This window comes from Rothia mucilaginosa, from assembly GCF_019334805.1.
GTDB lineage: Bacteria > Actinomycetota > Actinomycetes > Actinomycetales > Micrococcaceae > Rothia > Rothia mucilaginosa_C.
On record NZ_CP079822.1, the window covers coordinates 1,799,371 to 1,823,420 of the forward strand.

Here is a 24,050-nt window from a genome sequence, read left to right on the forward strand (position 1 = left end):
GCAGACTAGTTCAGGTGCAGCGCCTCGTTCAGCTCCACGGTGTTCTTCGCACGCGGCAGAACCTCAATCGCGCCGCTGATTGAATTGCGGCGGAACAGCAGATTCGACACACCGGACAGCTCCGCAGCCTTCACCACGCGCGCCTCCTGACCGGGCAGCAGAACACTCACGCGCGAACCAGCGGTCACATACAGGCCAGCCTCAACCACGCAGTCATCACCCAGGGCAATACCGATACCGGACTCCGCACCCAGCAGAGAACGCTCACCAATAGAGACGCGCTGAGTGCCACCACCGGAGAGGGTACCCATCGTGGAGGCGCCGCCACCCACATCCGAGCCGTCGCCCACCACAACGCCCTGAGAAATACGGCCCTCAACCATGGAGGTGCCCAGGGTACCGGCGTTGAAGTTCACGAAGCCCTCGTGCATCACGGTCGTGCCGGACGCCAAGTGCGCACCCAGGCGTAGACGGTCACCGTCGCCAATACGCACGCCGGCGGGAACCACGTAATCCACCAGGCGCGGGAACTTATCAATGTGGCTCACGCTCAGGTGGCCCAGCTTGCGCAGACCAATCGCCAGCTTCTGGAACTCGGCGGCAAGCACCGGGCCGTGGTTGGTCCACGCAACATTCGCCAGGGTGCCGAACAGACCGTCCAGGTTCAGCTCGTTGGGGCGAACCAGAGTGTGCGAGAGCAGGTGCAGACGCAGGTACGCGTCGACCGCATCTTCGGGTGCCTCATCCAGGTTGATGGAGGCGGTACGCACCTCGGTACGGGCATTGCGCGCCGGATGCTCAACGGCCAGGTCCTCCAGCTCGTCCGCGATGGACAGGTCGGGGGTCTGGGTGAGGGAGGGGGCGGGGAACCAGGCATCCAGGACGGTGCCGGCGTGCTCGCCAGAGACAACAACATTGACCAGTGCGACGCCGGAGGCGTAACGGGGAGTGTTTTCAGACATGCCTCCCATTATAGTTTTGGGGGTGAGAGCCCCTTCAAGACCGTCTCATATGCTCGATATCGGCGTTGTGGGCGTGGGGGTGGGCGCGGGCGAACCTGTAAGGTGGAAGGATGAGCGTTTCCCCCAAGAACTCTGAGCTTCACCCTGTACCGCAGCCGCCCCTGAACCTGGACGTGTCCATGCCCGAGCTGACCCGTGCCCTGCTGGATTACGAGTCGGTTTCCGGCAATGAGCAGCCAATTGCTGACGCCGTGCACATGGCGCTGTCGTTCTGCCCGCACCTGCACCTGACCCGTGACGGGGACGCCATTATCGCCCGCACCGAGTTCCCGCCGCTGCCCGGCGTTGAGGGGGAACGCACCCGCATTATTCTTGCCGGTCACCTGGATACCGTGCCCCTGCCCACCGTTGAGGGTTCGCTGGGTACCGTGCCGTCCACGGTACGTGAAGAGGACGGCCACAGCGTGCTCTACGGTCGCGGCGCCACCGACATGAAGGGCGGCGTGGCGGTTCAGCTGAAGCTTGCCGCCGAACTGACCGCGCAGGACACCGACTACAACCTGACCTACATCTTCTACGACAACGAAGAAGTCGCCAGCGAACTCTCCGGCCTGGCGCGTCTGATCCGCAATCACGGTGAGCTCATCACTGACGCAGACTTCGGTGTGCTGCTTGAACCGACCAACGGCACCATTGAGGGCGGCTGCAACGGCACCATGCGTTTCTTCGTGCGCACCCGCGGCCTTGCCGCCCACTCGGGACGTGCATGGCGCGGCGAGAACGCGATTCACGCCCTGGCACCGGCGTTGGCGGCGCTCGCCTCCTACGAACCGAAGACTATCGCGGTGGAGGGCCTGGACTATCGTGAGGGTCTGAACGCGGTGCAGATTTCTGGTGGCGTCGCCGGTAACGTGATTCCTGATGCGGCGGCAATGCACGTGAACTACCGTTTTGCCCCTGATAAGACCCTGGATGAGGCTATCGCCCACGTGCGTGAGGTCTTCGCCGGATACGAGCTGGATTTTGTGGATCTTTCCCCAGCGGCTCGCCCCGGACTGGACACCCCGCTGGCGGCTTCCCTCATTGAGGCGGTGGGAGAGGAGCCCCAGCCGAAGTACGGTTGGACGGACGTAGCTCGCCTGAGCGAGATTGGTATTCCCGCCGTGAATTTCGGCCCTGGTGACGCCCTGCTGGCTCATACCGATAACGAGCACGTGAGCTTTAGCCAGCTGACCCGCTGCCACGCGGATTTGCGTGCCTGGCTGCTCAGCGACCGCGACGAGGACTAACCGCGACGCTGATTCTGCCGGTGCTGGCGCTACTATTTGAATTTAGGTGACCGTCAGGGGTTGACGGTCCTGCATGATATGAGATTGACATGAACTTTCTTCTGATTCTGCTTGCCCTGCTGATTTCGGGCATTGCGGTGCTCTCCGTTGTGGCGCTCTCCGGTGAGCGTGCCGTGCCCGGTGCCGCGTTCTTCAGCGGTGTGGGCCGTGATGGTTTGGGCACCTTTGACCGTGTGGAGGATTTCGGCTTTATCGCTCCTCTCGTCGGTGCTCCCGAAGATGACAAGGCACTCGAGAACGCACCCGCCGCGGAGGCTACCGCTTCGGCTACAGAATCTGCTGATGCTAACGTCGCTGCCGCTGAGCCGGTTCGTCGCGGTGCGGTTCCGCTGGCTGATGATGCGGAGAGCACCTTGAGCGCGCATGACTTTGTGGAGAAGCGAAAGAACCCGCAGGCTGAGGGGAACTAACGCCCGTGAGTGTTTCGCCTGAACGTAATAGTGCTTCCCCCGCGTATTCTCCCGCGCAGGGTGCCGCCACCCCCGCCTCCGGCGAGGAACGGAGCGAGTCTTTTGATGAGCTTCTGACCTGGGCGTATACCGCCGCCGGTGAGCGTTTGCGCAGGGTGGGGGAGCGTCTGCGTGCCCTGCCCGCGTGGCTGTCGGTGCTACTGATTTACGGTCTGTCCCGAGTATGGGGTTTCGTGGTGTTTGCCGTGGTCGGTCAGCAGCAGCTGCGCAGCCCGTGGGGTCAGCATCTGGATTATTTGTCGTTCATTAGCATCTGGGATGCCGGCTGGTATGAGCAGATCGCGGTACAGGGTTACCCGAGTGAGCTGCCGGTGAATGCGGCGGGTGTGGTTCAGCAGAATCAGTGGGCTTTTTACCCGATTTTCCCGCAGCTTTCCGGTGCTATTAGCCATGCGACGGGCATCGGGTACTACCCGGTGGCGGCGACGGTTGCTCTGCTTGCTGGTTTTGCGGCGGCGTGGGTGATTTACCTGCTGTTTGAGGCGTCGTTGAAGGCGACCGGTTTCAAGAGTGAGGAGTCGCCTTCTGCGCTGTCCATGTGGGCTGTGGCGTTGGTGTCGTTCTTGCCGGTGGCGCCGGTGCTTCAGGTGCCGTATGCGGAGTCGCTGAACCTGGTGTTCCTTGCCGGTGCGCTGCTGTGCCTGGTTCAGGGACGATACGGTCTGCTGGTTCCTGTGGCGGCGTTGGCGTGCCTGTCCCGCCCGGTGGGTGTGCCCCTGGGCGCGGCTGCCGGCCTGTGGTGGTTTGCGTGCTGGGTGCGTTCGAGCCGCCAGTCGGGCATGGGCACGGCGTTTGTGCGTCATCTGGGGCAGCTGGTCAGCGCCTTGGTGGTGTGTGCGTGTGCGCTGGTGTGGCCTGCGATTGCGTGGTGGGCTACGGGCCGTGTGGATGCGTACACCGCCACGGAGACGGCGTGGCGCGGTACCCATTTGGCGCCGATTCAGCCGTGGCTTTCGCAGGGGTACCTGTACTTTGGGTATGCGGCTCCGGTGTTGCTGACTCTTCTGATTTTGGGCTTTATCGCTCTGTGTTTGAGCCCGCTGGCGCGTAGGGTTTTGGCGGCTCCGCTGAACCTGTGGTGCCTGAGCTATTTTGCGTATTTGATTCTGTTTTTGAATCCGCAGTCGTCGACGTTCCGTCTGTTGTTGCCGTTGTTCCCGTTGGTGATTGTGGTGGCGGCGGCGAGCCGTTCGCGGGCGTATCGTTGGGCGTTGCTGGTGGCGGGTGCGTGTGCGCAATGGGGCTGGGTTGGCTGGCTGTGGCATTGGAAGCAACTCCCCGGCGGCGGAGACTACCCGCCGTAAACCGCTGAATCTATCCAACGGATGTTTGAGACCGCCGGTGTGTTGCCGGCGGTCTTTTGTGTTCGGGAGGCGGGCGTGCCCGCGGTTGGAGCCGCAGCGTTTTAACCCGGCGGTGAAGACTACCCGCCGTAAACCATTGATGTGGTGCTCTTAGCCGTGGGCGCAATGCCCTTCCGCGGTGCTGTAGCGTACGCCTTCTGCTTGTCCAGAGCTTAAAGACACGTCCAGAAAGTGCCGCGGGTTCGGCGGTGCTGGCTAGGAACTGATAATCTATATTCTGTGTTTGGTATTAGTGGCACCGAGTTGATTATTTTGGCCATCATCACGTTCGTGGTGATTGGCCCCGAACGCATGCCCGAATACGCCCGACAGATCCGCGAATTCGTCAAGACCGTGCGCCGCATGGCGTTCGATGCGAAGGACGACTTCAAGGAAGCCCTGGGCGAGACGGGTCTGGAAGATATTAACTGGCGCCAGTACGACCCCCGCCAGTACGATCCGCGCGTGATTGTGAAGCAGGCGTTCGCTGAGGATGACGCCGAGCGCGAGCGTGAGGCGAGGGAACGTGAAGAGGCGCTGCTGAAGGAGAAGGAAAAGTCGGAGAGCCGTGCTCTTCCGCGAGGCGCATACGCCCCCTTCGACGTGGACGCAACCTAAGATTTTGAAATGAAAGAACCCCGCACCGTGATGGTGCGGGGTTCTTTCTGTTCTCAGCTTTTGCCGTCAGCTTCTAGATGCTCAATCTTTAGACAAAGAGCGGCAGGCTCTGACCCGCCCTCGACTCGCCAGCCTGCAGTAGCTGCGAGGCGATGGACTGAATCTCTTCGGCGGTGGGGGAGTCCGGGTGGCTCCAGACCACCGGGGTGCCCTCGTCGCCGCCGGTACGCAGGTTCACATCCAGCGGGACGGAACCGAGCAGCGGTACCGGGTAGGAGAGCGCCTCCGAAAGACGCTCAGCGAGCACCTGACCGCCGCCAGAACCGAACATGTCGAGCACGGTACCGTCCGGCAGGGTCATGGCAGCCATGTTCTCCACCACGCCCACGACCTTCTGACCGGTCTGCAAGCTCAGGGTGCCGGCACGCTCCGCCACATCCACCGCGGCATGCTGCGGGGTGGAAATGAGTACCAGCTCCGCATTCGGCAGCAGCTGAGCCATGGAGATGGCAATATCGCCGGTGCCGGGCGGCAAATCGAGCAGCAGCACATCCAGGGCACCGAAGTGCACGTCCATGATGAACTGCTCCAAGGCGCGGTGCAGCATGGGGCCGCGCCACGCCACCGGCTCGTTGCCCTTGAGGAACATGCCGATAGAAATCACGCGAATAAAGCCGCCGCTGACCTTCTGCTCACCCCAACGCTGGGCGGGGGCGGGAACGTCCACGGTCGGCGGAAGAATCAGGTCATCCAGGCGGGTCGGGGCGTCAGTAATACCCAGCAGACCCGGGATGGAGAAGCCGTGCACGTCCGCGTCAATAATGCCCACCGCAAGCCCACGCGAAGCGAACGCCGCGGCAAGATTCGCGGTCATGGAGGACTTACCCACGCCACCCTTACCGGACACCACACCGAACACGCGGGTCAGCGAACCGGGGGCAGTGAACGGGTTGGAACGCTCCGGCTTGAGCATCGAACGCAGGGCGGAACGCTGCTGCGGGTTCATCGCACCCACCTGCAGCTGCACACGCTCAACACCCTCAACGGTGGCGGCGGCGTCACGAACCTGCTGCTCGATGGTGTTCTTCAGCGGGCAACCCTCAATGGTGAGTAGCACCGTGACCTCAGCCCAGTGGCGGCCGGGAATCGGCTCACCGTGCTCATCCAGTTCAGGATGCACGAGCGCAGTCTCAACCATGCCCAGCTCCGTAATGGGGCGGCGCAATTCGGGGTCCTCGACGCGGGAAAGCGCCGCGTAGAGCGCATCCTGCAGGGAAGAATTAGCGGTCACGGGCGCCTCCCTCACGGGCGCGCTCTGCCTGCTGCTGTGCCTGCTGGGATTCGCGGCTCTGAGGCTGGCTCAAATCGCCGCGGTGGGGATCCTGTGCGGAGTCCTTCGTGGAGTCCTTCGCGGAGCGTTCAGCCTTGTCAGGCACCTGCTCGGTACCGTTCTCAGTACCCTCAGCGCCCTGCTCCTCAGCGTCCTTCTCCTCACCCTCGGAAGTGTCGATATCGTCGATAGCCTCCTCCAGGTCCTCAATGTCCTCACTGATGTCCTGCAGCTGCTCGGCGTGACGCTCCTGCTCCTGCGCAATGTTCTGCAGTTCCTCAAGAATGTCACGCAGCTCGCTACGGACGAAGTCACGGGTCGCAACCTCACGCAGAGCAATACGCAGCGAAGCAATCTCGCGGGTCAGGTACTGGGTCTCCTCCAGGTTCTGCTGGTCGCGCTTACGGTCCTCAGACGCCACCACGCGGTCGCGGTCATCCTGACGGTTCTGCGCCAACAGCAGCAGGGGAGCAGCGTAAGAAGCCTGCAGGGACAGCATCAGGGTCAGCAGGGTGAAGTTCAGGCTACGCGGGTCGAACTGCATCTCCTCCGGCGCCAGGGAGTTCCAGGCAAGCCACACGCCACAGAAAATGGTCATCCACATCAGGAACTGCGGGGTACCCATGTAGCGTGCGAACGCCTCAGTCATGCGGCCGAAAGCGTCCGGGTTGGGGCTCGTGAACAGCTTCGGCTTGCGGGTGCCGGGGGTGCTCAGCTGCGAGTCGCTACGCTGCGGGCGGGAGTCGCCGCGCTCGCGGTTGCGTTCAGCGTACTTCTTCTCCAGACGGTCTTTGAGAATACGCGCCTTATCGATGCGGGGGTTCTCTTCGGTACGGTTTGCGTCGCGGCGGTTCGAATCAGCCAAAGCGTCGTCCTACCTTTCGTACGGGAGTTCCATCATCGTAAGTGCGCCAGTCTTCGGGCAGGAGCGCATCGAGCACGTCGTCGATGGTCACTGCGCCTACCAGGCGGTGCGATTCGTTCACAATGGGAACGATGGTCAGGTCGTAGGTTGCCAGCACACGTGCCAGCTCTTCCAAACTTGCCTGGTCAGAGACAGGCTCAGTGTCGGTATCGAGGATGTGACCGATCGGCTCGCTCGGCGGCACACGCAGCAGCTTCTGCATGTGCACCAGGCCCAAGTACTTGCCGGTCGGGGTTTCCAGGGGCGGGCGGGTCACCATGACGGCAGCCGCCATCGCCGGAGGGATCTCCTCGGCGCGGATGTGCGCGAGCGCCTCCGCAACGGTCGCCTCCGGGGAGAGGATAATCGGCACCGGGTTCATGAGCGAACCGGCGGTACCCTCGTCGTATTCGAGCAGTCGACGCACGTCGTCTGCTTCGTCGGGTTCCATGAGCTCGAGCAGCTTTTCACGCTGGGCGTCGTCCAGCTCGATAAGCAGGTCGGCGGCGTCGTCCGGTTCCATCTCTTCGAGGACCTGCGCGGCACGCTCGTCGTCCAGGTGCGACAGAATCTGCACCTGGTCCTCGGCGGGTAGCTCCTGCAGAACGTCTGCGAGGCGTTCATCCTGCAGTTCGGCGGCGATTTCGACCATGCGCTTATCGCTCATCTCGTGGATAGCGTCCGCAAGGTCGGCGGGCTTGGAATTCTCGTGGTTCGCCACGAACGCGGTTGCCGCCTGCGGTTCCACGTCGGTGGAGAGCAGAGCCTCGTCCCAGTCGACGATGAGGGTCTCCTTGGAGCGGCGGCGCCACGTGCTGGAGGAGGAGCTGACGCGGGAAACGAACAGTTCGGTCACGCCCCAGTCGCCGTTGCGGCGCTGCTCAATGGCGACGTCCTCAATGACGGCGTCGCCGCTGCCGTCGAGCAGACGCACGCGGCGGTCAAAGAGCTCACCGACGATGAGAGTCTCAGAGTTGCGCTGTTCAAAGCGGCGCAGGTTCACCAGGCCGGTTGAAATGATCTGTGAGGCGTCGATACTTCGCACACGGGTCATGGGCATGAACACGCGTTTCTTGCCGAGCACCTCAACGATGATGCCGACAACAATGGGTTCGCTGCCCTTGGCGGGGCGGGCGCCCGCAATGGATGCGCCCAGGCCGCGTTTGAGCACGACGACATCTCGGAGACGGCCGAGGCGGTCACCGAAAGGGTCAAAAACGTCGAGGCCCAGAAGGCGGGCAATGTAAATCTTGCTGGGGGTGCTGAACTTCGAATTGCTCACCTCTCTAGGGTACGCCCCGCCGCGGGGATTCGCACTTTGAGAAGCCTAATTGAACAGGTGCTCGCTACGCCTGTAGAGGAGCTGACCGCCCACCGGGTCCAGGGTTGGGGCGGGCGGTAGAATAGAAGCCATGACTTCTAACCTGCCGAATATTCCCTCGACCCCGACTTCTTCTTTCGTTGCCTCGCGCCTGGCGCAGGCTCAAGGCAAGCCCCTGCCCGCCGGTGAGGCGATCGCCTCCTTCGTGCGTCACGATGATGCGCTCGCCGCTTTTGACGTGCTCAGCGAGCAGGATTATCCGGTCACGGCGCTGTACCTGGTCAACGACGGCATCCGCCAGGTGGAGTACCCGGTACAGACTGGTTACGGTCGTGCCTTGATTTCTTCGGCGATTCAGGGCGCGTCGATGGGCCTGGTGTTTTCGGTGCTGTTGACGCTGACCGGTGACTCTTTTACGTCGGTGGCGCTAAAGTACGTGCCGCTGTCGGTGGTGGTGTTTGTGCTGTGGCAGATGTTCATCCTGCGCCGCGGCAGGGGTGTTCGTTACCCGATGCGTACCGAGGCGATTCCCTCGCGTACCGTGATGTACGCCCTGCCGGAGTACGCTCAGGATGCACGCCGCGTGCTGGGCGCGCATCCTCGCTTCTCGGCGGCGGTTGCGGCTGCGCGTGCGGCGGCTGCTCCGGAAGCTTCGCAGGCTCGTGCCGCTCAGAGCACCGTTTCGATGAATGGCGCACCGGTTCCGACTGGCGCTCCGAAGGCTCCCTCGTACCGTGCGCAGGCGGGTAGCCAGCCGGCGCCGAACCAGAACCTACCCGAGCGTGATACGACCGCGCAGAACGCGGTGGCTCAGAGTGCAGCGCAGAACATGCCGGCACCGGTTGCCCCCACTCAGCCCGCCCCGTCCGCACAGGCTGCACAGTCCACTCAGCCTGCAGAACAGGCAAGCGCTGAACAGGCAAGCGGTCAGAAGTCAGATACGCAGAAGCGCCCGGCACAGCGGTACGGTCTGCGCGTGGACGACCCGGAAGAATACGCGAAGCTGATTCAGCCCAAGCCGCAGCGTCCGACTCCGCGCCCGCAGGGCCTGCACGATAAGTCCTCGCACGATAATTCAGCGAAGGACTCTGAATAGCCGTAAGGCACAACGGCGGGAAACAGACATAGAAGGTACGCAGCATAGAAGACACGCGAAAGCCCCTCACCGAACGAATCGGTGAGGGGCTTTCGCTATGCACATACAACCGGCACTAACCGGTGTTAGTGGCGTGAAGAGTCAGGCTTACTTCGCCAGCTTCGCCATCCACTCCTCAATGCCCTCAACGGTGCGCGGCAGTGCAGCGGAGAGGTTCACGTTGCCGTCCTCGGTGCAGAGCACGTCGTCCTCCAGGCGGATGCCGATACCGCGGTACTCCTCGGGAATGGACATGTCCTCTTCCTTGAAGTACAGCGCCGGCTCAATGGTGAAGACCATGCCCGGCTCCAGCTCAGCCCACATGTACAGTTCAGCCTTTGCCTGCGCGCAGTCGTGCACGTCCAGGCCCAGGTGGTGGCTGGTGCCGTGCGGCATCCAGCGGCGGTGCTGACCGCCCTCAATGGTGAGGGAAACCTCGGCAGAAACCGGCAGCAGGCCCCACTCTTCCAGACGGTGAGCCAGAACCTCCATCGCGGCGTCGTGCAGTTCGTGGAACTTACGGCCCGGCTTAGCCACAGCGAATGCGGCGTCAGCAGCCTCCAACACAGCGTTGTAGACCTTCGCCTGAACCTCGGTGAACTTACCGTTCACGGGGAAGGTGCGGGTCACGTCTGCGGTGTACAGGGTGTCGTCCTCAACGCCTGCGTCCAGCAACAGCAGCTTGCCGTCGTCGACGGTGCCGTTGTTGCGAATCCAGTGCAGGATGGTTGCGTTGTTACCGCACGCTGCGATGGTGTCGTAGCCCAGGTCGTTACCGTCGGTACGTGCCACGGAGAAGAACGCAGTCTCAACGACGCGCTCACCGCGGTGGTGCTCCTTAGCCTTCGGCAGGGAGCGAATGACCTCTTCGAAGCCCTTGACGGTCATGTCAACGGAACGCTGCAGGTTCTCAACCTCGATAGCGTCCTTAAGCAGGCGAGCCTCGGAGAGCGCCACAGCCAGTTCGGAGTCCAGCTTGTCAGCCTGCTCCAGCTCCACGCCGGTGTTGTAGCGGGAGGTGTCAACCAGCGCGTCAACAGCCGGGTCAACGTTGCGGACCAGGCGGATGTTCACGCCGCCCAGGCCCTGGTTGCCGGCGTTCTTGGTGATAGCAACCTCAAGCTCGGACAGGTCGCGGGTACGCAGACCGTAACGCTCGGAGAACTCCTTCAGGGTGGGGCGGGGGCCAACCCAGAACTCGCCGTAGCGTGCATCCGCGTAGAACTCTGCGGTGTCGCGGCCAGCCAGCGGGCGGAAGTACAGGGTGACCTCGTGGTTGGAGCCGTTGTCGCCGGTACCCTCTTCGACGGGCTCGAAGATCAGCACAGCGTCAGGCTCGTGGTCGATGCCCAGACCGGTCTGGTGCGCAAACGCCGAGTGGGGGCGGAAGCGGTAGTCGCAGTCGTTGGAGCGGACCTTCAGCGGGCCTGCGGGCAGGACGAGGCGCTCGCCGGGGAATGCCTTGGAGATCTTGGCGCGGCGCTCAGCGGCGTAGTCTGCTACGGGCTCGCGGGTGTAGCCGTCATCTTCGGCAGGTGCCCAGTTTGCGGCAATGAATTCGGTGAACGCAGACGCCTTGGGGGTGCTGCGGTGGTCAGTCTTCTGAGCTTCGGTGCTCTTCTCGTTGTTCTCAGTCATGGGTTAATCATAGCCTCTTCATTACAGGTGGGCAGATGTTTTAGCGCTTTTGACCATAAGAGAGGGTGCAGTGGGACAGAATATATCTTTGACTTGCGACCGGGTGCCTGATATTGCGCCGCCGATATTGGTAGGGTTGAATCAGAAGAGTAGATGACATGCCTTAAAACCCCGCTGAGGTGGCGACGAACTAGCAGGGGCGGGGAAGGAGAGAATATGACGCAGACAGAACACCGAAATAGTGCACCTAATGCGCAGCAGGCACCGCAGCCCGCTGAATCGGGCGCGCCTGAAAACCTGAACCGTGCCGGGCGTTACGATCTGCATATTCACTCCGCTATTTCTGACGGCACGCAGAGCCTGACCGAGCTGGTGCCGCTGATTGCTCGCGCCGGGTTGGCTGGATTTGCGCTGACAGATCACGATACGACGGCTGGTTGGGCGCAGGCGGCTCAGCTGGCGGATGAGCACGGTCTGGATTTTCTGCCGGGTGCCGAGTTCTCCTGCCGTTACCGGTACACCGACGGTGAGGGCCGCGCACGCACGAAGACCATTCATCTGCTCGCTTATGGTTTTGACCCGGTGGGTTCGGAGTTGGCGCGCCGTGTGGAGGCGATTCGCGCCAGCCGTGAGGGCCGTGCGCAGGCTATTGTGGGCCGTCTTGCCGCCGACTACCCGCTGACCTGGGATGACGTGTTGGCGCAGGTGGGGGAGGGGAACACGGCGGTGGGCCGCCCCCATATTGCTGATGCGCTGGTTGCTGCCGGTGTGGTTGCTGACCGTTCTGAGGCTTTTGCGAAGCTGCTGTACACGGGCAGCCCCTACTATGTGCCGCAGGATGCGCTGGACCCGTTGGAGGCGGTGCGTCTGGTGCGTGAGGCTGGGGGCGTGCCGGTGATTGCGCATCCGATGAGTACGATGCGTGGACCCGCGTTGAGCCTGGAGTACCTGGGTTTGATGGTGGATGCTGGCCTGGCGGGCGTGGAGGTGTATCACCGTGAGAACTCCCCGGAGGACCGGGCGCGTCTGCTGGAGTTCATTGAGCGTCAGCGTGCGGCGGGCCGTGAGGTGCTGGTGACGGGTTCGAGTGATTATCACGGTGCGGGTAAGCCGAACCTGCTGGGTGAGAATACGACGGATGCGGTGACGGTGGCGCGTATCCGCGAGCAGCTGGCGGCCCAGTAGTAAGACGAAAGAGTGTGGGGCGGGTTCCCGATTAGGAACCCGCCCCACACTCTTTTGTTTTCACCTCATTGCATATTCTCTAAATCTCTACCTGAAGGTTAGGATTTTTGATACGCTGAGAACGTTCTACTCATTGGGGTGCACAAAGATTGTGCCTCCCCTCTTATTTTGAAGGAGCTATGATGCTTCGACAATTATTCGCCCGTCCTACGAAGCGGGCTATCCAGGCTGGCGGCACGGTACTGCTGGCTGGCGCCATGGTGTGCGGCAGTGTTCCGGCGTATGCCACCGGGCATTTGAAGCCTCACGAGGTGACCCCTATTGTGCAACCGGACGAACCGGCAGTGACCTGTAACGACCGCGCAGAATATGAGTATTATCGGCAAGATGGCGAGTTGGGGCGTCGCGTTATCTTTAGTTGGGCACAGTGTGTTGGTCTGATTTCTGAGCGTCAGAAGTACAAAATGGTCAAGAAAGATAGTGTTATTTCTCGCGGCCAGTTTGTGGAGTATCTATACCGTCTGTCAGGTTCTCCCGAAGTGAAGAATCTTCCGGCTCAGTCTCCGTATGGTGATATTAAGACTGATGATCCGCGTTTTCCCGTGGTGATGTGGGCTCGTCAGCGGGGCATTACCTGGGGTTGGAGTGATGGGAATTTCCATTACGATACCCCTGCTAGTGAGGCTGCTACTGCCTTGATGGTGTATCGATTGGCGGGTAGTCCAAACGTAACGGTAGAAGTAGACGATCCTAATGCCTATTTCCTATATACTCCTTGGAAGGAAAAATGGCCGAATATGCCCTATAATTCGGAGCTTCATAAGGCATACACCTGGTTATACTATGGTCTTCAGAATCCAAATAATAAAGATTCTGTCGAGAACGTATCGTATCGACAGCATGGTATCGTATCACCTAATGATGAATTTGAGTGGTTGACTTACGCTACGTATGAGCAGGCCTTTGAAGTGATTCGTCTGGCAGATAAATCTTTCAAATTTAAATAAGAAACGTATCCCCGCTTATGTATCAATACATAAGCGGGGATATGTTTATGAATTTATTCCACAACTATATATTCTTTTTTATTGGAAGTTCCCACTGGAGTCTCAGTAGATTTATAGACATACTGATTAATTTCAATCTTGTAGGGTGGGTTCAGGGAATTTTTAATAGAAAACTTCCATTTATCGTTCAGAACCTTGGGTTTAGGTTTGTTATTGTCTTCGTAGTCCATGTGGCATTCGTCGTATGCGTTTGCTCCAATAATATTCAAACGCCTAACACTACCTTCAAGATAGAAGCCCCACAGTGAAGCGAGGATTCTTTCTAGGGGTACTTCTTGGCTTGGCCCGTAGGGGTTGTCTGAGCGTACTCCCGTGAAAGTGCAGTCGCTAGCCCACGAGCTGATATACCAGTTCGCTGCCTCGTGGTTATGTGCTTTATCTGAGACTGCGTCATGCCAGCTGGAGGATTCACCGATACAGCCCACATAGTTATTCCGCGGCATTAGGGCAAACCATCCGTGGCCGCCATTCTCTTGGGCCGTGCATCCTTGAAAGAGGTTACGCGTTCCAGCAACATACCATCCAGCACCGGCTTTGGCGGTGTATTGATCGTCGGACTGGTCCTTTTTCCGTGTTACGTAGATAGAATTTTGTAGCACGGATCGGCGGTTGTACCAGCTGGTTGACCCAAAAAATTTGCATTGGGAGGCATAGATTTCAATTCCGGCGTAGTTTTTCCCTGAAAGGTTGGCATCAGAGATATCTACTGTAAGGAACTTATTATCTGCGCCACCAGGATTATTGCCATCTTTGCGGCGTAACGGATGACCGACAGGTTTGCCAACCAGCAAGCCTTGACGCAAAGACTTACGGACACGGATTTTATCGACTTTCATACCTCGGTCATGAAGCCCCAAAATCGCAACGCCCATATCTACATCCCAAATTTCTAGGTTAGAGAGGGAAGGAACAGCCTCAGGGTCATTAGGCTTACCCCTAAACTCAGTATGCAGAATAACCCCTGCCACATGGGCTAGCGGTGCCCTAGTATGCGTATTATCCCTAAGTTGATCTACGTTGATATGCCCTTTTTGAGGGCTCGTGCGAATCCACATATCACGCACTCCGAAACGCATCGGACGGTTATCTGTCACCTTCATAGATGTCCGCTCCTGATAAGTTCCCGTATGGAAAACACCGAAACATTCATCTCGATTTTCACGAACTGCTTCATCAAGCTTATCTGTGGGCGTCGCAATAATTCGGGTGGACATTCCATGACCGAAAAACTCCACCTTATCGAGCAAGTGAATGAAGGGGTGCGACACCTTGTAAATACCGGCAGGTAGCTCAATTGACCCTCCACCGAGCCAATAGAGCCGCTCCGCCAGCATATTCAGCTGATCGGTGCAGTCTTCTACACCCGTGGGGTCTACGCAGTAATCCAGAACATTAACGTGAAGGCCGTTCTTCGCAAGATTATGGACTGTGCGTGCCCTCGCTTCGGTAGTGTACGTGAGGTATTGCAGACGCGTACGGAACTCGTCTAGCCGCTTCGTTGGATTCTCTACCCATTCCGGGGCAGGAGTCATAAACTCCTCGGGCTTATTTGCTTGCTCCGCATGGGCTGGGGAGAAAGCTGAGACTCCTGCAGTGGTTGCGGCAAGAGCTCCTCCTACCAAAAGGGCGCGCCGCGATGGCGCATGATATTCAGACATCGATGTCTCCTAGAGGTGAGTGAATTATTTGCCCTTCATCACGACGAAGTGATGTTAGTGGACGGATACCTTCTGCACGTAGCACCGTGCTGCGCTGCAGAAGATGCCTCTAGTGTGTATCACTTTTTCTTCCCTTTGCAAGAAATTTTATGATTTTTACATAAATTCGTTTCAAGTTTCATGTAAATATTTCAATTTTTTTCAATATATTAATGAAGCCTATAAAATCTATTACTTTAAAGATTTTTAACATTAAATTAAAACTAAAAAGAAATACAAAGCATAATTTTGGAATCTCTTTGGCAGGAATATCGCCATAGCCTCCCCTACAGTTCAGAGTTACATCGGGCATATGCCTGGCTGAAATTTACTGAGGATGGCCGAACGTATTTACCTAGCGACGTTGCGACTGTTGACGAACTGTGGTTCGATGCATGACAATTCAAGCCACTCATATACAGGCTATTGAGCTGTTGCGCATAGCTGATACTCGAAGCGCATCTAAAGCATTTATAAAGAGAAAGCACTTTAGAACAGAACACTAGGGCAACGCAAAAGAGTGTGGGGCGGGTTCCTTGATTAGGAACCCGCCCCACACTCTTAACACGTGCTCTCACGGACGCGCAGAAAAGACAGCCTAGACGCTCTCACGCGAAGCATGATGCTGCAACACCGCACCCGCAGCAACCGCATCCCGCTGAGCCCGCGCCGCACGAGCCTTAGCCCGCGCCTGATGCTGACGCTGACGACGCAACTCATCACGCCCATCAATACGCATCTTCTTATCCACCGCATCCATTGACCGGTGACGCACAAACCGGCAGGACGCGCCCTCAGCCGGCTGCGTAGTCTCCGTGAGCGTATCCAACACAGCCTTCAATGCATGACGGCTCGCTGCCGTCAACGCATCACGACTCGTACCGCCACGAACACCCACCGTACGCTTCGGCGTGAACAACACACTCGCCCCACGCGGAACACCGCGATACTCAGCGAACGACACCGGATCCACGCCCAGACGCTTAGCCATCACCTCAATAGCCGGCGGATTCTGATCCACGCACACGAACTTACGACCCAGCTGAGCTGCCGCCGCACCCGTAGAACCAGAACCAGCGAAGAAATCCAACACCCAATCACCCGGGCGGGAACTCGCCGCAATCATACGACGCAACAAACCCGTAGGCTTCTGCGTAGGATACCCCGTCTTCTCCTTACCCGTCGGCGACACAATAGTATGCCACCACACATCAGTAGGGAGCTTACCGCGAGAAGCCTTCTCCTCAGTCACCAAACCGGGAGCCATATACGGTTCACGATCAACCTCCGCAGTATTGAAGTAATAGCTACGGTGATCCTTCGCGTACACCAAAATATTGTCGTGCTTCGTCGGCCAGCGGCGCGTAGACTTCGCACCGTAGTCATAAGCCCAAATCAGCTCATTAATGAAGTTCTCACGACCAAAAATCATGTCGCACATAATCTTCACATAATGAACCTCACGCCAATCCAGGTGCAGGTACAGGGTGCCGTCCTGCGCAAGCAGACGATGCGCCTGCTCAATACGCGGCGCTAGGAACGCCCAATAATCCTCAAACGAGTCGTTATAGCTCGCCAGAGTCTGCAGGGTGCTCGAATAGCTCTTGCCCTTAAAACCGGTGCGGTCACCCTTTTCAGAAGCCTCCGCGCTCAAGGTGCGGCGCGTCTGCTTCTTACCCGTATTGAACGGCGGGTCAATGTAAATCACGGTGAACGCACCATCGGGCAGCTCACGCAGATACTCCAGGTTATCTGCCTGCACCAGCAGCGACGGGCCCTGCGGATCGAAAACAGCCGAATCCGCGGGGTGCGCCTCAGCAGCAGGGGAGGGCGCGGCAGACGCCGGGGATGCTGAAATACCCAACCCCGGCCCTAGCCTTCAGAACCAGCACGGTCAGCGCCACGGCCCTTACCGCGAGAGCCCTCAGCACGGGAGCCTTCAGTACGCGAGCCTTCAGAGCGGCGGCGGGTGCGGCGGCGACCCTCACCCTCCACCGGCTGACCCTCAACACGGCGGGTACGGCGACGCTGACGAGGCGCACGCTCAGAACGCTCCGAAGAACGTTCGGTACGCTCGGATGCGCCCTGCTCGTTACGCTCTGCACGCTCGGAACGCTCAGTGCGCTTGCGGCCCTCGGAGCGGCTACGGCGCTCGCCGCGGCCCTCACCGGAACGACCTTCACGACCACCGTCACGGGAGCCGCGGGAACGGCGCGAGCCCTTCTCACCGTCACGACCGCCAGAACGACCGCCGTCGCGGCCACCGCGAGAACGAGCCGGGCGGCCATCACGAGAATCACGGGCGCTCTCAAAGAACTCATCGCCCATGCCCTCAGCCACACGCTCCTCACGCGGCAGACGGCCCTTGGTGCCAAGCGGAATGTTCAGGTCGTAGAACAGGTGCTCAGAGGAAGAGTAGGTCTCAACCGGCTCGGGAACACCCAGCTCCAGGGCGTCGTTAATGACCTTCCAGCGCGGCAGGTCATCCCAGTCGACCAGGGTCACAGCGGTACCCTCATTGCCCGCACGGCCGGTACGGCCGGTACGGTGCAGGTAGGTCTTCTCATCCTCGGGCACACGGTGGTTAATCACGTGGGTCACGTCTTCAACGTCAATACCGCGAGCCGCCACGTCGGTCGCGACCAGAATATCGACCTTGCCGGAGCGGAACGCCTTCAGCGCCTGCTCACGCGCAACCTGGTTCAGGTCACCGTGCAGGGGAGCGGCAGCGAAGCCACGGTTCACCAGCTCCTCCGCCACGCGGGCAGCGTCACGCTTGGTCTTGGTGAAGATGACGGTACGGCCGCGGCCGGTAGCGCGCAGAATGCGGCCAATCATCTCGTCCTTGTCCAGGTGGTGCGCACGGTAGACGACCTGGCGGATCGACGCCTTAGTCTTCGAGGCGTCCTCGGGGTCAGCGGCGCTAATGCGCATGGGCTTGGTCATGTACTGGCGTGCCATCGCAATGACCGGGCCGGGCATGGTTGCGGAGAACAGCATGCTCTGGCGGTCCTCCGGCAGGTAGCTGAGAATCTTCTCAACCGACGGCTGGAAACCCAAATCCAGCATCTCGTCCGCCTCATCGAGGACCACGATCTTAACCTGCTTCAGGTTCAGGAAACCCTGCTGGTACAGGTCGATAATGCGGCCGGGGGTACCCACCGCAACCTCCAGGCCGCGGCGCAGCAGCTCAGCCTGAGGCTCAATCGGCACACCACCGTACAGGGTGGCGACGCGGGCGTTGCGCAGCTTCGCAGCAATCGCCAGGTCCTCACCCACCTGAATGGCAAGCTCACGGGTCGGAACCAGAATCAGCGCCTGAGGTGCGCCGGGGTACTCCAAATCAGCCCAACCCTCATCGTCGCGGCCGACCACACGCTGAATGGTGGGCAGACCGAAGCCGAGGGTCTTACCGGTACCGGTCTTCGCCTGACCAATGATGTCCTGGCCAGACAGAGCCACGGGAAGAGTCAGCTCCTGGATGGGGAAGGGAGAGGTAATGCCAACCGCCGCGAGGGCGTCGCTAATATCCTGGCGAACGCCGAAGTCGGCGAAGGACTTTGCAGTCTGAGTGGTTTCCTGCGTGTTCGTTTCAGTCACTGGACCGTATCTTTCTACCCCTGTTCGGGGTGTGTTTCTCCCCGTAACGGGGGTGTGCCAGCCAGCGCCCCAACGGTGGAGGCGGTGACGGGCGGGCGTCGAAAGCCGGCCGCGGGAAATTCTTACACGGGAAATTCTTACAGGGGAAATTCTTGCCGAGACGCCGCCTGCACGCATGGTCAATGCACATGGTTAGTGCTCATGGTTATTCATGATGAGAAGGCGGTGCAGCCTCGGGGTCTTGAAAGGGGTACGACCGGTCATTCACTTAACCCCTCAATATTAACCCGGATTTGCTTCCGGCGCACCCCCGACCGGTTGTGGTGTGCGCCCGTGATGGGCGATATACCGCCCCAAAACCGGGTGTCGCGAGGTTTTCGCACGGGCGGTTTAAAACGCAAACCCCCGCATCCGGCACGGCGTAACCGTACGGCGCATACAGCGCACGCACACAGCGCATACAGCGCGGTTACGCATCATTGCGGATGCGGGGGAAAGCTCAAGCTAAAGGGTAAACAGCTACCGAACTAATTAGGCGCCGATACCGAAACCAACGTGACGCTTAGCGTCGGAGCCCAGCTCAACGTAGCCGATCTGAGCGCCAGAAATCAGGGTGGTGTTGCCCTTATCGTCCATAATCTGCAGCAGCGAGCCATCCTCAATAGCCTTCGAGACCTTCTCCATGAGGATTTCCTTAGCCTCACTGGTCTCAACAATAATTTCACGAGCAATGTGGCGAACGCCAATCTTGATTTCCATGAGTCTCCTCGCAGAATAGTCCGGCGCCGCTATGCGCGCGCCCGGAAAGAAACTTACCTTACTTAGCTTCTACTCTAGCGCGATTGCGCCCGTCGGCATCGTGAACGGGCGGTACTTCGCCGGGGGCTAATAAAATACTCGCCGCCGGATGCGTGAAAATGCGAGCGAAAACGCCGGGAAGAGCGGGGGAGCGCAGGCTCTTAAGAGTCCTCCACCTGAATACCGTAGAGAGTCTCCAGCGCCTGCACGTAATCCTCCGTGCGGCCCTCAGCCGCAAGCTTCTTGGCGCGCACCGTCGGGGTGTGCAGCAGAGACTTCACCATGCGGCGCATCGCCAGCTCAAACTGCTCCGTCGCCGCACCGCAACCAAATTGGCTACGCACCTTCTCCAGCTCGGAATCCAGCACGTCCATGGTGTGCGAGCGCAACGCAACAATCGCGGAGTCAATCGTGCGGGAACGCTGACGAGACAGGAACGCCGTAAGCTCAGACTCCACGATGCGCGTAGCCGTCGCCACGGACTCTTCGGTTTCCTCGGGCGCGGCAAGGCGCACCGATTCGAGGGTGATCAGCTCAACGTTCGGCAGGTCAGCGACCGAGGGGTCAAAGTCACGCGAAAGCGCCAGGTCGAGGATCGTGTGGTGACCGCCCGGAATCTGCTCGGGAAGCAGCGGATCGGAGCCGCCGGAGCAACCAATAATGACGTCGGCAGAAGCCATCGCCTGCTCCATGCCGTCCACCGGCACCGCAGAAACCTCGCGCTTTGCCGCGAACTCGGCGGCACGACCTGAACGGGAATTGACCCAAATATCGGTGCAACCGCGCTCGCGCAGAGCCGCAATGGTCGCGCCCGCGTAAGCACCCGTACCAAAAATCAGGGCGCGGCGGGTTGCCCAATCCTTTTCGGCAACCTCATCCGCAAGATCGAGGGCAACAGACACAATCGAGCGGCCCTGAGCGCCAAGCGCCGTATGCTGACCCACCTGACGAGCGGTATGCGCCGCATGCTCAAATAGCTGAACCAGCTCACCGGGAAGGGGCACGCCGTCCTCTTGTGCCTTTGCCTGCGCGGCGGCCAGGGCGCGGCGCACCTGACCGGCGATTTCACGCTCGCCAACCACGGCAGATTCCAGGCCGGAGGCGACCGTCAGCAGGTGGCGTGCGGCCTCATCATCGGCGTACACATCGAAGCTGGAATTGACCAGTTCTTTGTCTAGCCCGGAGGCGCGCGCAATAGAGTCGACAATCAGCTCACGAAGCATAGGCACATGCGCGGATACGTGTAGCTGAACATACATTTCAAGACGGTTACAGGTGGCAAGAACGACTGCACCCTTCACACCCAGCTGACGCGCCATATCGCTCGCCAGAACATCGGGTACGCCGGAGGCACCGGCGCTCAACGCAGCGACGGTGGTCAGATCAACGGTGTGGTGCGATGCCACAAATGCATAAGTACTCACTAGAGATTAATCATAACCACGCCGACTAAGCCCCTGTAAAGCTCATAGAACCTAAGTTCCATCATCGTAGGGGGCAAGAAAATCTGCGCGGTGGGGGATGCGGGCACGAAGAGTAGGCATGAACTAAGGTGTCCCTCACTGCTAAGAAAGCCATCATTAGGTAAGAGTCACCATGACATAGTGTCGCAAAAACGCCCACATAAACCTGTCACACTAGAGACTATGAGCGAAAACCAGCACACCACCCCCGCATCGGAAAAGGGCCCCGCGTCGGCACAGGGCACCGCACAGGCACCCGCCCTGCCCGCACACCCCACCGACGCCCAGCGACCCCTGCTCACCGACGAGCAGCTCGCACACCTACCCGCCAACCACCCCCTGCGCGCAGGCACCACCGCCGACTCGCCCATGCTCCGCGCCCTCACCGGCCGCCCCTCCAGCCACCGACCCGTCTGGTTCATGCGCCAGGCAGGCCGCTCCCTGCCCGAATACCGCCAGGTACGCGAAGGCATCCCCATGCTGGATGCCTGCCTCACCCCCGAGCTCGCCGCAGAAATCACCGTGCAGCCCGTCCGCCGCCACAAGGTCGACGCCGGCATCTTCTTCTCCGACATCGTCATCCCCATGAAGCTCGCGGGCGTCAACGTCGACATCGTGCCCGGTAGGGGCCCCGTGCTCGATCAGCCCGTACGCACCCTCGACGAGGTGCGCGCCCTGCCCGAACTCAAAGACAGCGACCTCGACCCCATCCGCGAAGCCGTCGCCGCCACCGTAGAAATGCTCGGCGACACCCCGCTCATAGGCTTCGCTGGAGCCCCCTTCACCGTCGCCGCCTACATGGTCGAAGGCGGCCCCTCCCGCGACCACCTGCGCCCGCGCACCATGATGCACGCCGACCCCGCCGCCTGGCACGAACTCGCCGCCTGGGCAGCCCGCACCGCAGGCCAGTTCCTCCGCGCGCAGATCGAGGCTGGCGCATCCGCCGTGCAGCTCTTTGACTCCTGGGCTGGTTCCCTCGGCGAAGGCGACTACCGCCGCTACGTGCAGGCGCACTCCGCAACCGCTCTCGACGCGGTGCGCGAATACGGTGTGCCGCGCATCCACTTCGGCACCGGCACCACCGCCCTGCTGCCCGCCATGCACGAAGCCGGCGCAGACGTCATCGGCGTGGACTACCGCCTGCCGCTCTCGGCAGCGAATACCCTGCTCAACGGCGCCGTACCCCTGCAGGGCAACATCGACCCGGCACTGCTCGCCGCAGGCAGCGAAAACCTCTACGCACACGTAGACGAGGTCCTCGCAGAAGGCAACGCCGCCCCCTCGCACGTGGTCAACCTCGGCCACGGCGTACCCCCGACCACCGACCCGCAGGTGCTCACCGACCTCGTGGCATACATCCACGAGAAAACGGCGAACTAAAGCGACGGACCCGCGGGGCTAACACATATCAGCACCGCAGGATACCGCCCCCAAAGCACCAATCCCAGCACACGCTGATAGAGCACAACGCCACCGGGCAGACCCGCTGACAGACCAAAGGAGAACCACCATGGGCCACACCAACCAGGCACCGTACCGCACCGCACAGGTCAGTTCCTCCGCCGCGCCCCAGAACGCACGAGCTTTCACCCGCAACGAGAAGGCACCCACCGTCATCGTCATCGGCGGCGGCCCCTCCGGCCTGATCTCCGCACGCCGCCTCGCCGCAGCCGGTATGCGCGTCACCCTGCTCGAACAGCGTTACCACCTTGGCGGTGCCGTTGGTGCCCACGAAGTTGGCGGCCTTCTGCTGGACTCCGGCGCAGAATCCTTCGCAACCCGCAGCCCCATTGTCAGCGACCTCGTCAAGGAACTCGGCCTGGGCGACCAGATCGTCACCCCCAACTCCTACGGCTCCTGGCTGTACCTGCCGCAGGGCGCCCGTCGCACCCCCAGCACCGGCATCATGGGCATCCCCGGCAATGTGAACGATAAGTCGCTGATCCCCGTCATCGGTAAGAACGGTCTGCGCCGCGCCCAGGTGGACAAGTTCCTGCCCGTCTCCGCAGGCGAGAACGCGAAGACCCTCGGTGAGCTCGTGCGCATCCGCATGGGCCAGAAAGTGCTCGACAACCTCGTCGCACCCGTCGTGTCCGGCGTGTACTCCACCCACCCCGATAAGCTCGACGTCGATGCGACCATCCCCGGTCTGCGCGAAGCCTTCCGCAAGCACCGCTCCCTCGCCGCCGCAGCGCACGCTTTCCGCTCGGCAGCCCCCGCAGGCTCACAGGTCGCCGGTATTGTGGGCGGCATGAACCAGCTCTCCGAACGTCTCGTCGAAGACCTGTACGCCGCCGGTGTTCGCATCGTCACCGGATTCGACGTCATCGCCGTTGACCGTGACGAATCCACCGGCCAGTGGTTCATCATCCAGCGCCACACCACCGACGGCGAAAACACCCCCCTCTACGCCGACTACCTGGTGCTCGCCACCGACGGCCCGACCGTGGCACGACTCATCGGCCCGCACGTCTCCACCGCACTACCCGCCCTGGAACCCGGCCCCGAAGTCGCCCTCGTCACCCTCGTCGTTGATGCCCCCGCCTTGGACAAGCACCCCCGCGGTACCGGCCTGCTCGTCTCCGAAGAAGCCACCGCCGTACGCGCCAAGGCACTCACCCACGCCACCGCCAAATGGCAGTGGGTCGCCGAGGCCGCAGGCCCCGGACGCCACGTTGTGCGCCTCTCCTACGGCCGCGGCGGCGAAGACTCCCGCTTCTCCGAAGTCGCCCTCGCAGACGAGCAGCTCATCACCCTCGCCCTGCGCGACGCAAGCCGCATGATGGACGTAGCCCTCACCCACAACAACCTCGTTGACGCGGACGTCGTACGCTGGCGCGGTGTACTACCCGCCTCCACCCCCGGCCACCGCGACCGAGTCAAGGAATTCCGCGAACGCGCCAGCGAACTCGGAACCCTCAGCACCGTCGGCTCCTGGGCGGCAGGCTCCGGCCTGGTCTTAACCGTCAAAGACACCTACGAACAGATCGACCGCCTCATCTACCACGCGGCACAGGACTGGGAAGGCGTCACCGCACCCAAGGCCGCAACCGCCAAGTAGACGGCGCAGCGGCGGCAGAAGCTCAGCCAGTAACTAGACCAAAAAATTGAGAAAACGCGCAGCTACGGAAGCCGCGCCTCCAGCACAGCGAACCCTCGCTGAAGAAAGG

19 protein-coding genes are annotated in these 24,050 nt (G+C 60.7%); 9 read left to right on the plus strand and 10 right to left on the minus strand.

The annotated features are described in order from the left end of the window. Window positions 1–5: 5 nt before the first annotated feature. Window positions 6–971 carry a 2,3,4,5-tetrahydropyridine-2,6-dicarboxylate N-succinyltransferase gene (gene dapD, locus LPB405_RS07235; RefSeq protein ID WP_005505235.1) on the minus strand — a complete coding sequence of 322 codons (966 nt, stop codon included), beginning with the start codon at window positions 969–971 and terminating at the stop codon, window positions 6–8. Between the two features lie 101 nt (window positions 972–1,072). Between dapD and dapE the strand changes: the two genes are divergently transcribed. The 4 genes from dapE (at window position 1,073) to LPB405_RS07255 (ending at window position 4,742) form a co-directional block, all read left to right on the plus strand. Beyond that, window positions 1,073–2,251 carry a succinyl-diaminopimelate desuccinylase gene (gene dapE / locus LPB405_RS07240; protein ID WP_219100948.1) on the plus strand — a complete coding sequence of 393 codons (1,179 nt, stop codon included), beginning with the start codon at window positions 1,073–1,075 and terminating at the stop codon, window positions 2,249–2,251. An 89-nt stretch (window positions 2,252–2,340) separates the two neighbouring features. Continuing rightward, window positions 2,341–2,721 carry a taurine ABC transporter substrate-binding protein gene (locus LPB405_RS07245; protein WP_219100950.1) on the plus strand — a complete coding sequence of 127 codons (381 nt, stop codon included), beginning with the start codon at window positions 2,341–2,343 and terminating at the stop codon, window positions 2,719–2,721. A 5-nt stretch (window positions 2,722–2,726) separates the two neighbouring features. Next, window positions 2,727–4,085 (plus strand): hypothetical protein, encoded by a 1,359-nt coding sequence (locus LPB405_RS07250; RefSeq protein WP_219100952.1) that lies wholly within the window; start codon window positions 2,727–2,729, stop codon window positions 4,083–4,085. Between the two features lie 279 nt (window positions 4,086–4,364). Next, entirely contained in the window at window positions 4,365–4,742 is a 378-nt protein-coding gene (locus LPB405_RS07255) for a twin-arginine translocase TatA/TatE family subunit (RefSeq protein WP_012903155.1), read from the plus strand. Between the two features lie 88 nt (window positions 4,743–4,830). On the opposite strand, the gene LPB405_RS07260 is transcribed toward LPB405_RS07255, so the two are convergent. The 3 genes from LPB405_RS07260 to LPB405_RS07270 are packed head-to-tail and all read right to left on the minus strand — an operon-like array spanning window position 4,831 to window position 8,258. Next, window positions 4,831–6,033, minus strand: a complete 1,203-nt coding sequence (locus tag LPB405_RS07260; protein ID WP_219100954.1) for a P-loop NTPase — start codon at window positions 6,031–6,033, stop codon at window positions 4,831–4,833. Next, a complete protein-coding gene (locus LPB405_RS07265) occupies window positions 6,023–6,937 on the minus strand; it encodes a DUF1003 domain-containing protein (protein ID WP_219100956.1) in 915 nt (304 codons plus the stop codon). The genes LPB405_RS07260 and LPB405_RS07265 overlap by 11 nt, the downstream gene beginning before the upstream one ends. Continuing rightward, window positions 6,930–8,258 (minus strand): magnesium transporter MgtE N-terminal domain-containing protein, encoded by a 1,329-nt coding sequence (locus tag LPB405_RS07270; RefSeq protein WP_219100958.1) that lies wholly within the window; start codon window positions 8,256–8,258, stop codon window positions 6,930–6,932. The genes LPB405_RS07265 and LPB405_RS07270 overlap by 8 nt, the downstream gene beginning before the upstream one ends. Window positions 8,259–8,388: 130 nt before the next feature. On the opposite strand from LPB405_RS07270, the gene LPB405_RS07275 reads away from it, so the two are divergent. Continuing rightward, window positions 8,389–9,393 (plus strand): hypothetical protein, encoded by a 1,005-nt coding sequence (locus LPB405_RS07275; protein ID WP_219100961.1) that lies wholly within the window; start codon window positions 8,389–8,391, stop codon window positions 9,391–9,393. Window positions 9,394–9,540: 147 nt separating this feature from the next. Here LPB405_RS07275 and LPB405_RS07280 read toward each other — a convergent pair whose 3' ends face one another. Continuing rightward, a complete protein-coding gene (locus tag LPB405_RS07280) occupies window positions 9,541–11,070 on the minus strand; it encodes an aminopeptidase P family protein (RefSeq protein ID WP_219100963.1) in 1,530 nt (509 codons plus the stop codon). Window positions 11,071–11,286: 216 nt separating this feature from the next. On the opposite strand from LPB405_RS07280, the gene LPB405_RS07285 reads away from it, so the two are divergent. Next, window positions 11,287–12,255, plus strand: coding sequence for a PHP domain-containing protein (locus LPB405_RS07285; RefSeq protein WP_219100965.1), 969 nt, complete (start codon window positions 11,287–11,289; stop codon window positions 12,253–12,255). 179 nt (window positions 12,256–12,434) lie between these two features. After that, window positions 12,435–13,262, plus strand: coding sequence for an S-layer homology domain-containing protein (locus LPB405_RS07290; protein WP_246823834.1), 828 nt, complete (start codon window positions 12,435–12,437; stop codon window positions 13,260–13,262). Between the two features lie 53 nt (window positions 13,263–13,315). Here the strand turns inward: LPB405_RS07290 and LPB405_RS07295 are convergent, their stop codons facing one another. The 5 genes from LPB405_RS07295 to LPB405_RS07315 form a co-directional block, all read right to left on the minus strand. Beyond that, window positions 13,316–14,980 (minus strand): transcriptional initiation protein Tat, encoded by a 1,665-nt coding sequence (locus LPB405_RS07295; protein ID WP_257604890.1) that lies wholly within the window; start codon window positions 14,978–14,980, stop codon window positions 13,316–13,318. 637 nt (window positions 14,981–15,617) lie between these two features. Beyond that, the gene (locus LPB405_RS07300) at window positions 15,618–16,883 is read right to left on the minus strand and encodes a DNA-methyltransferase (RefSeq protein WP_219100967.1); all 1,266 of its coding nucleotides are present in this window, start codon (window positions 16,881–16,883) and stop codon (window positions 15,618–15,620) included. Between the two features lie 8 nt (window positions 16,884–16,891). Beyond that, the gene (locus tag LPB405_RS07305; RefSeq protein WP_219100968.1) at window positions 16,892–18,619 is read right to left on the minus strand and encodes a DEAD/DEAH box helicase; all 1,728 of its coding nucleotides are present in this window, start codon (window positions 18,617–18,619) and stop codon (window positions 16,892–16,894) included. Between the two features lie 531 nt (window positions 18,620–19,150). After that, the gene (locus LPB405_RS07310; protein WP_219100969.1) at window positions 19,151–19,378 is read right to left on the minus strand and encodes a DUF3107 domain-containing protein; all 228 of its coding nucleotides are present in this window, start codon (window positions 19,376–19,378) and stop codon (window positions 19,151–19,153) included. Window positions 19,379–19,578: 200 nt separating this feature from the next. After that, window positions 19,579–20,841, minus strand: coding sequence for a glutamyl-tRNA reductase (locus tag LPB405_RS07315; protein ID WP_219100970.1), 1,263 nt, complete (start codon window positions 20,839–20,841; stop codon window positions 19,579–19,581). A gap of 222 nt (window positions 20,842–21,063) precedes the next feature. On the opposite strand from LPB405_RS07315, the gene hemE reads away from it, so the two are divergent. Beyond that, a complete protein-coding gene (gene hemE, locus LPB405_RS07320) occupies window positions 21,064–22,260 on the plus strand; it encodes a uroporphyrinogen decarboxylase (protein WP_219100971.1) in 1,197 nt (398 codons plus the stop codon). Between the two features lie 130 nt (window positions 22,261–22,390). Then, window positions 22,391–23,941: a protoporphyrinogen oxidase gene (gene hemG / locus LPB405_RS07325; RefSeq protein WP_219100972.1), complete on the plus strand. Its 1,551-nt coding sequence runs from the start codon at window positions 22,391–22,393 to the stop codon at window positions 23,939–23,941. The last annotated feature ends 109 nt before the right edge of the window (window positions 23,942–24,050 follow it).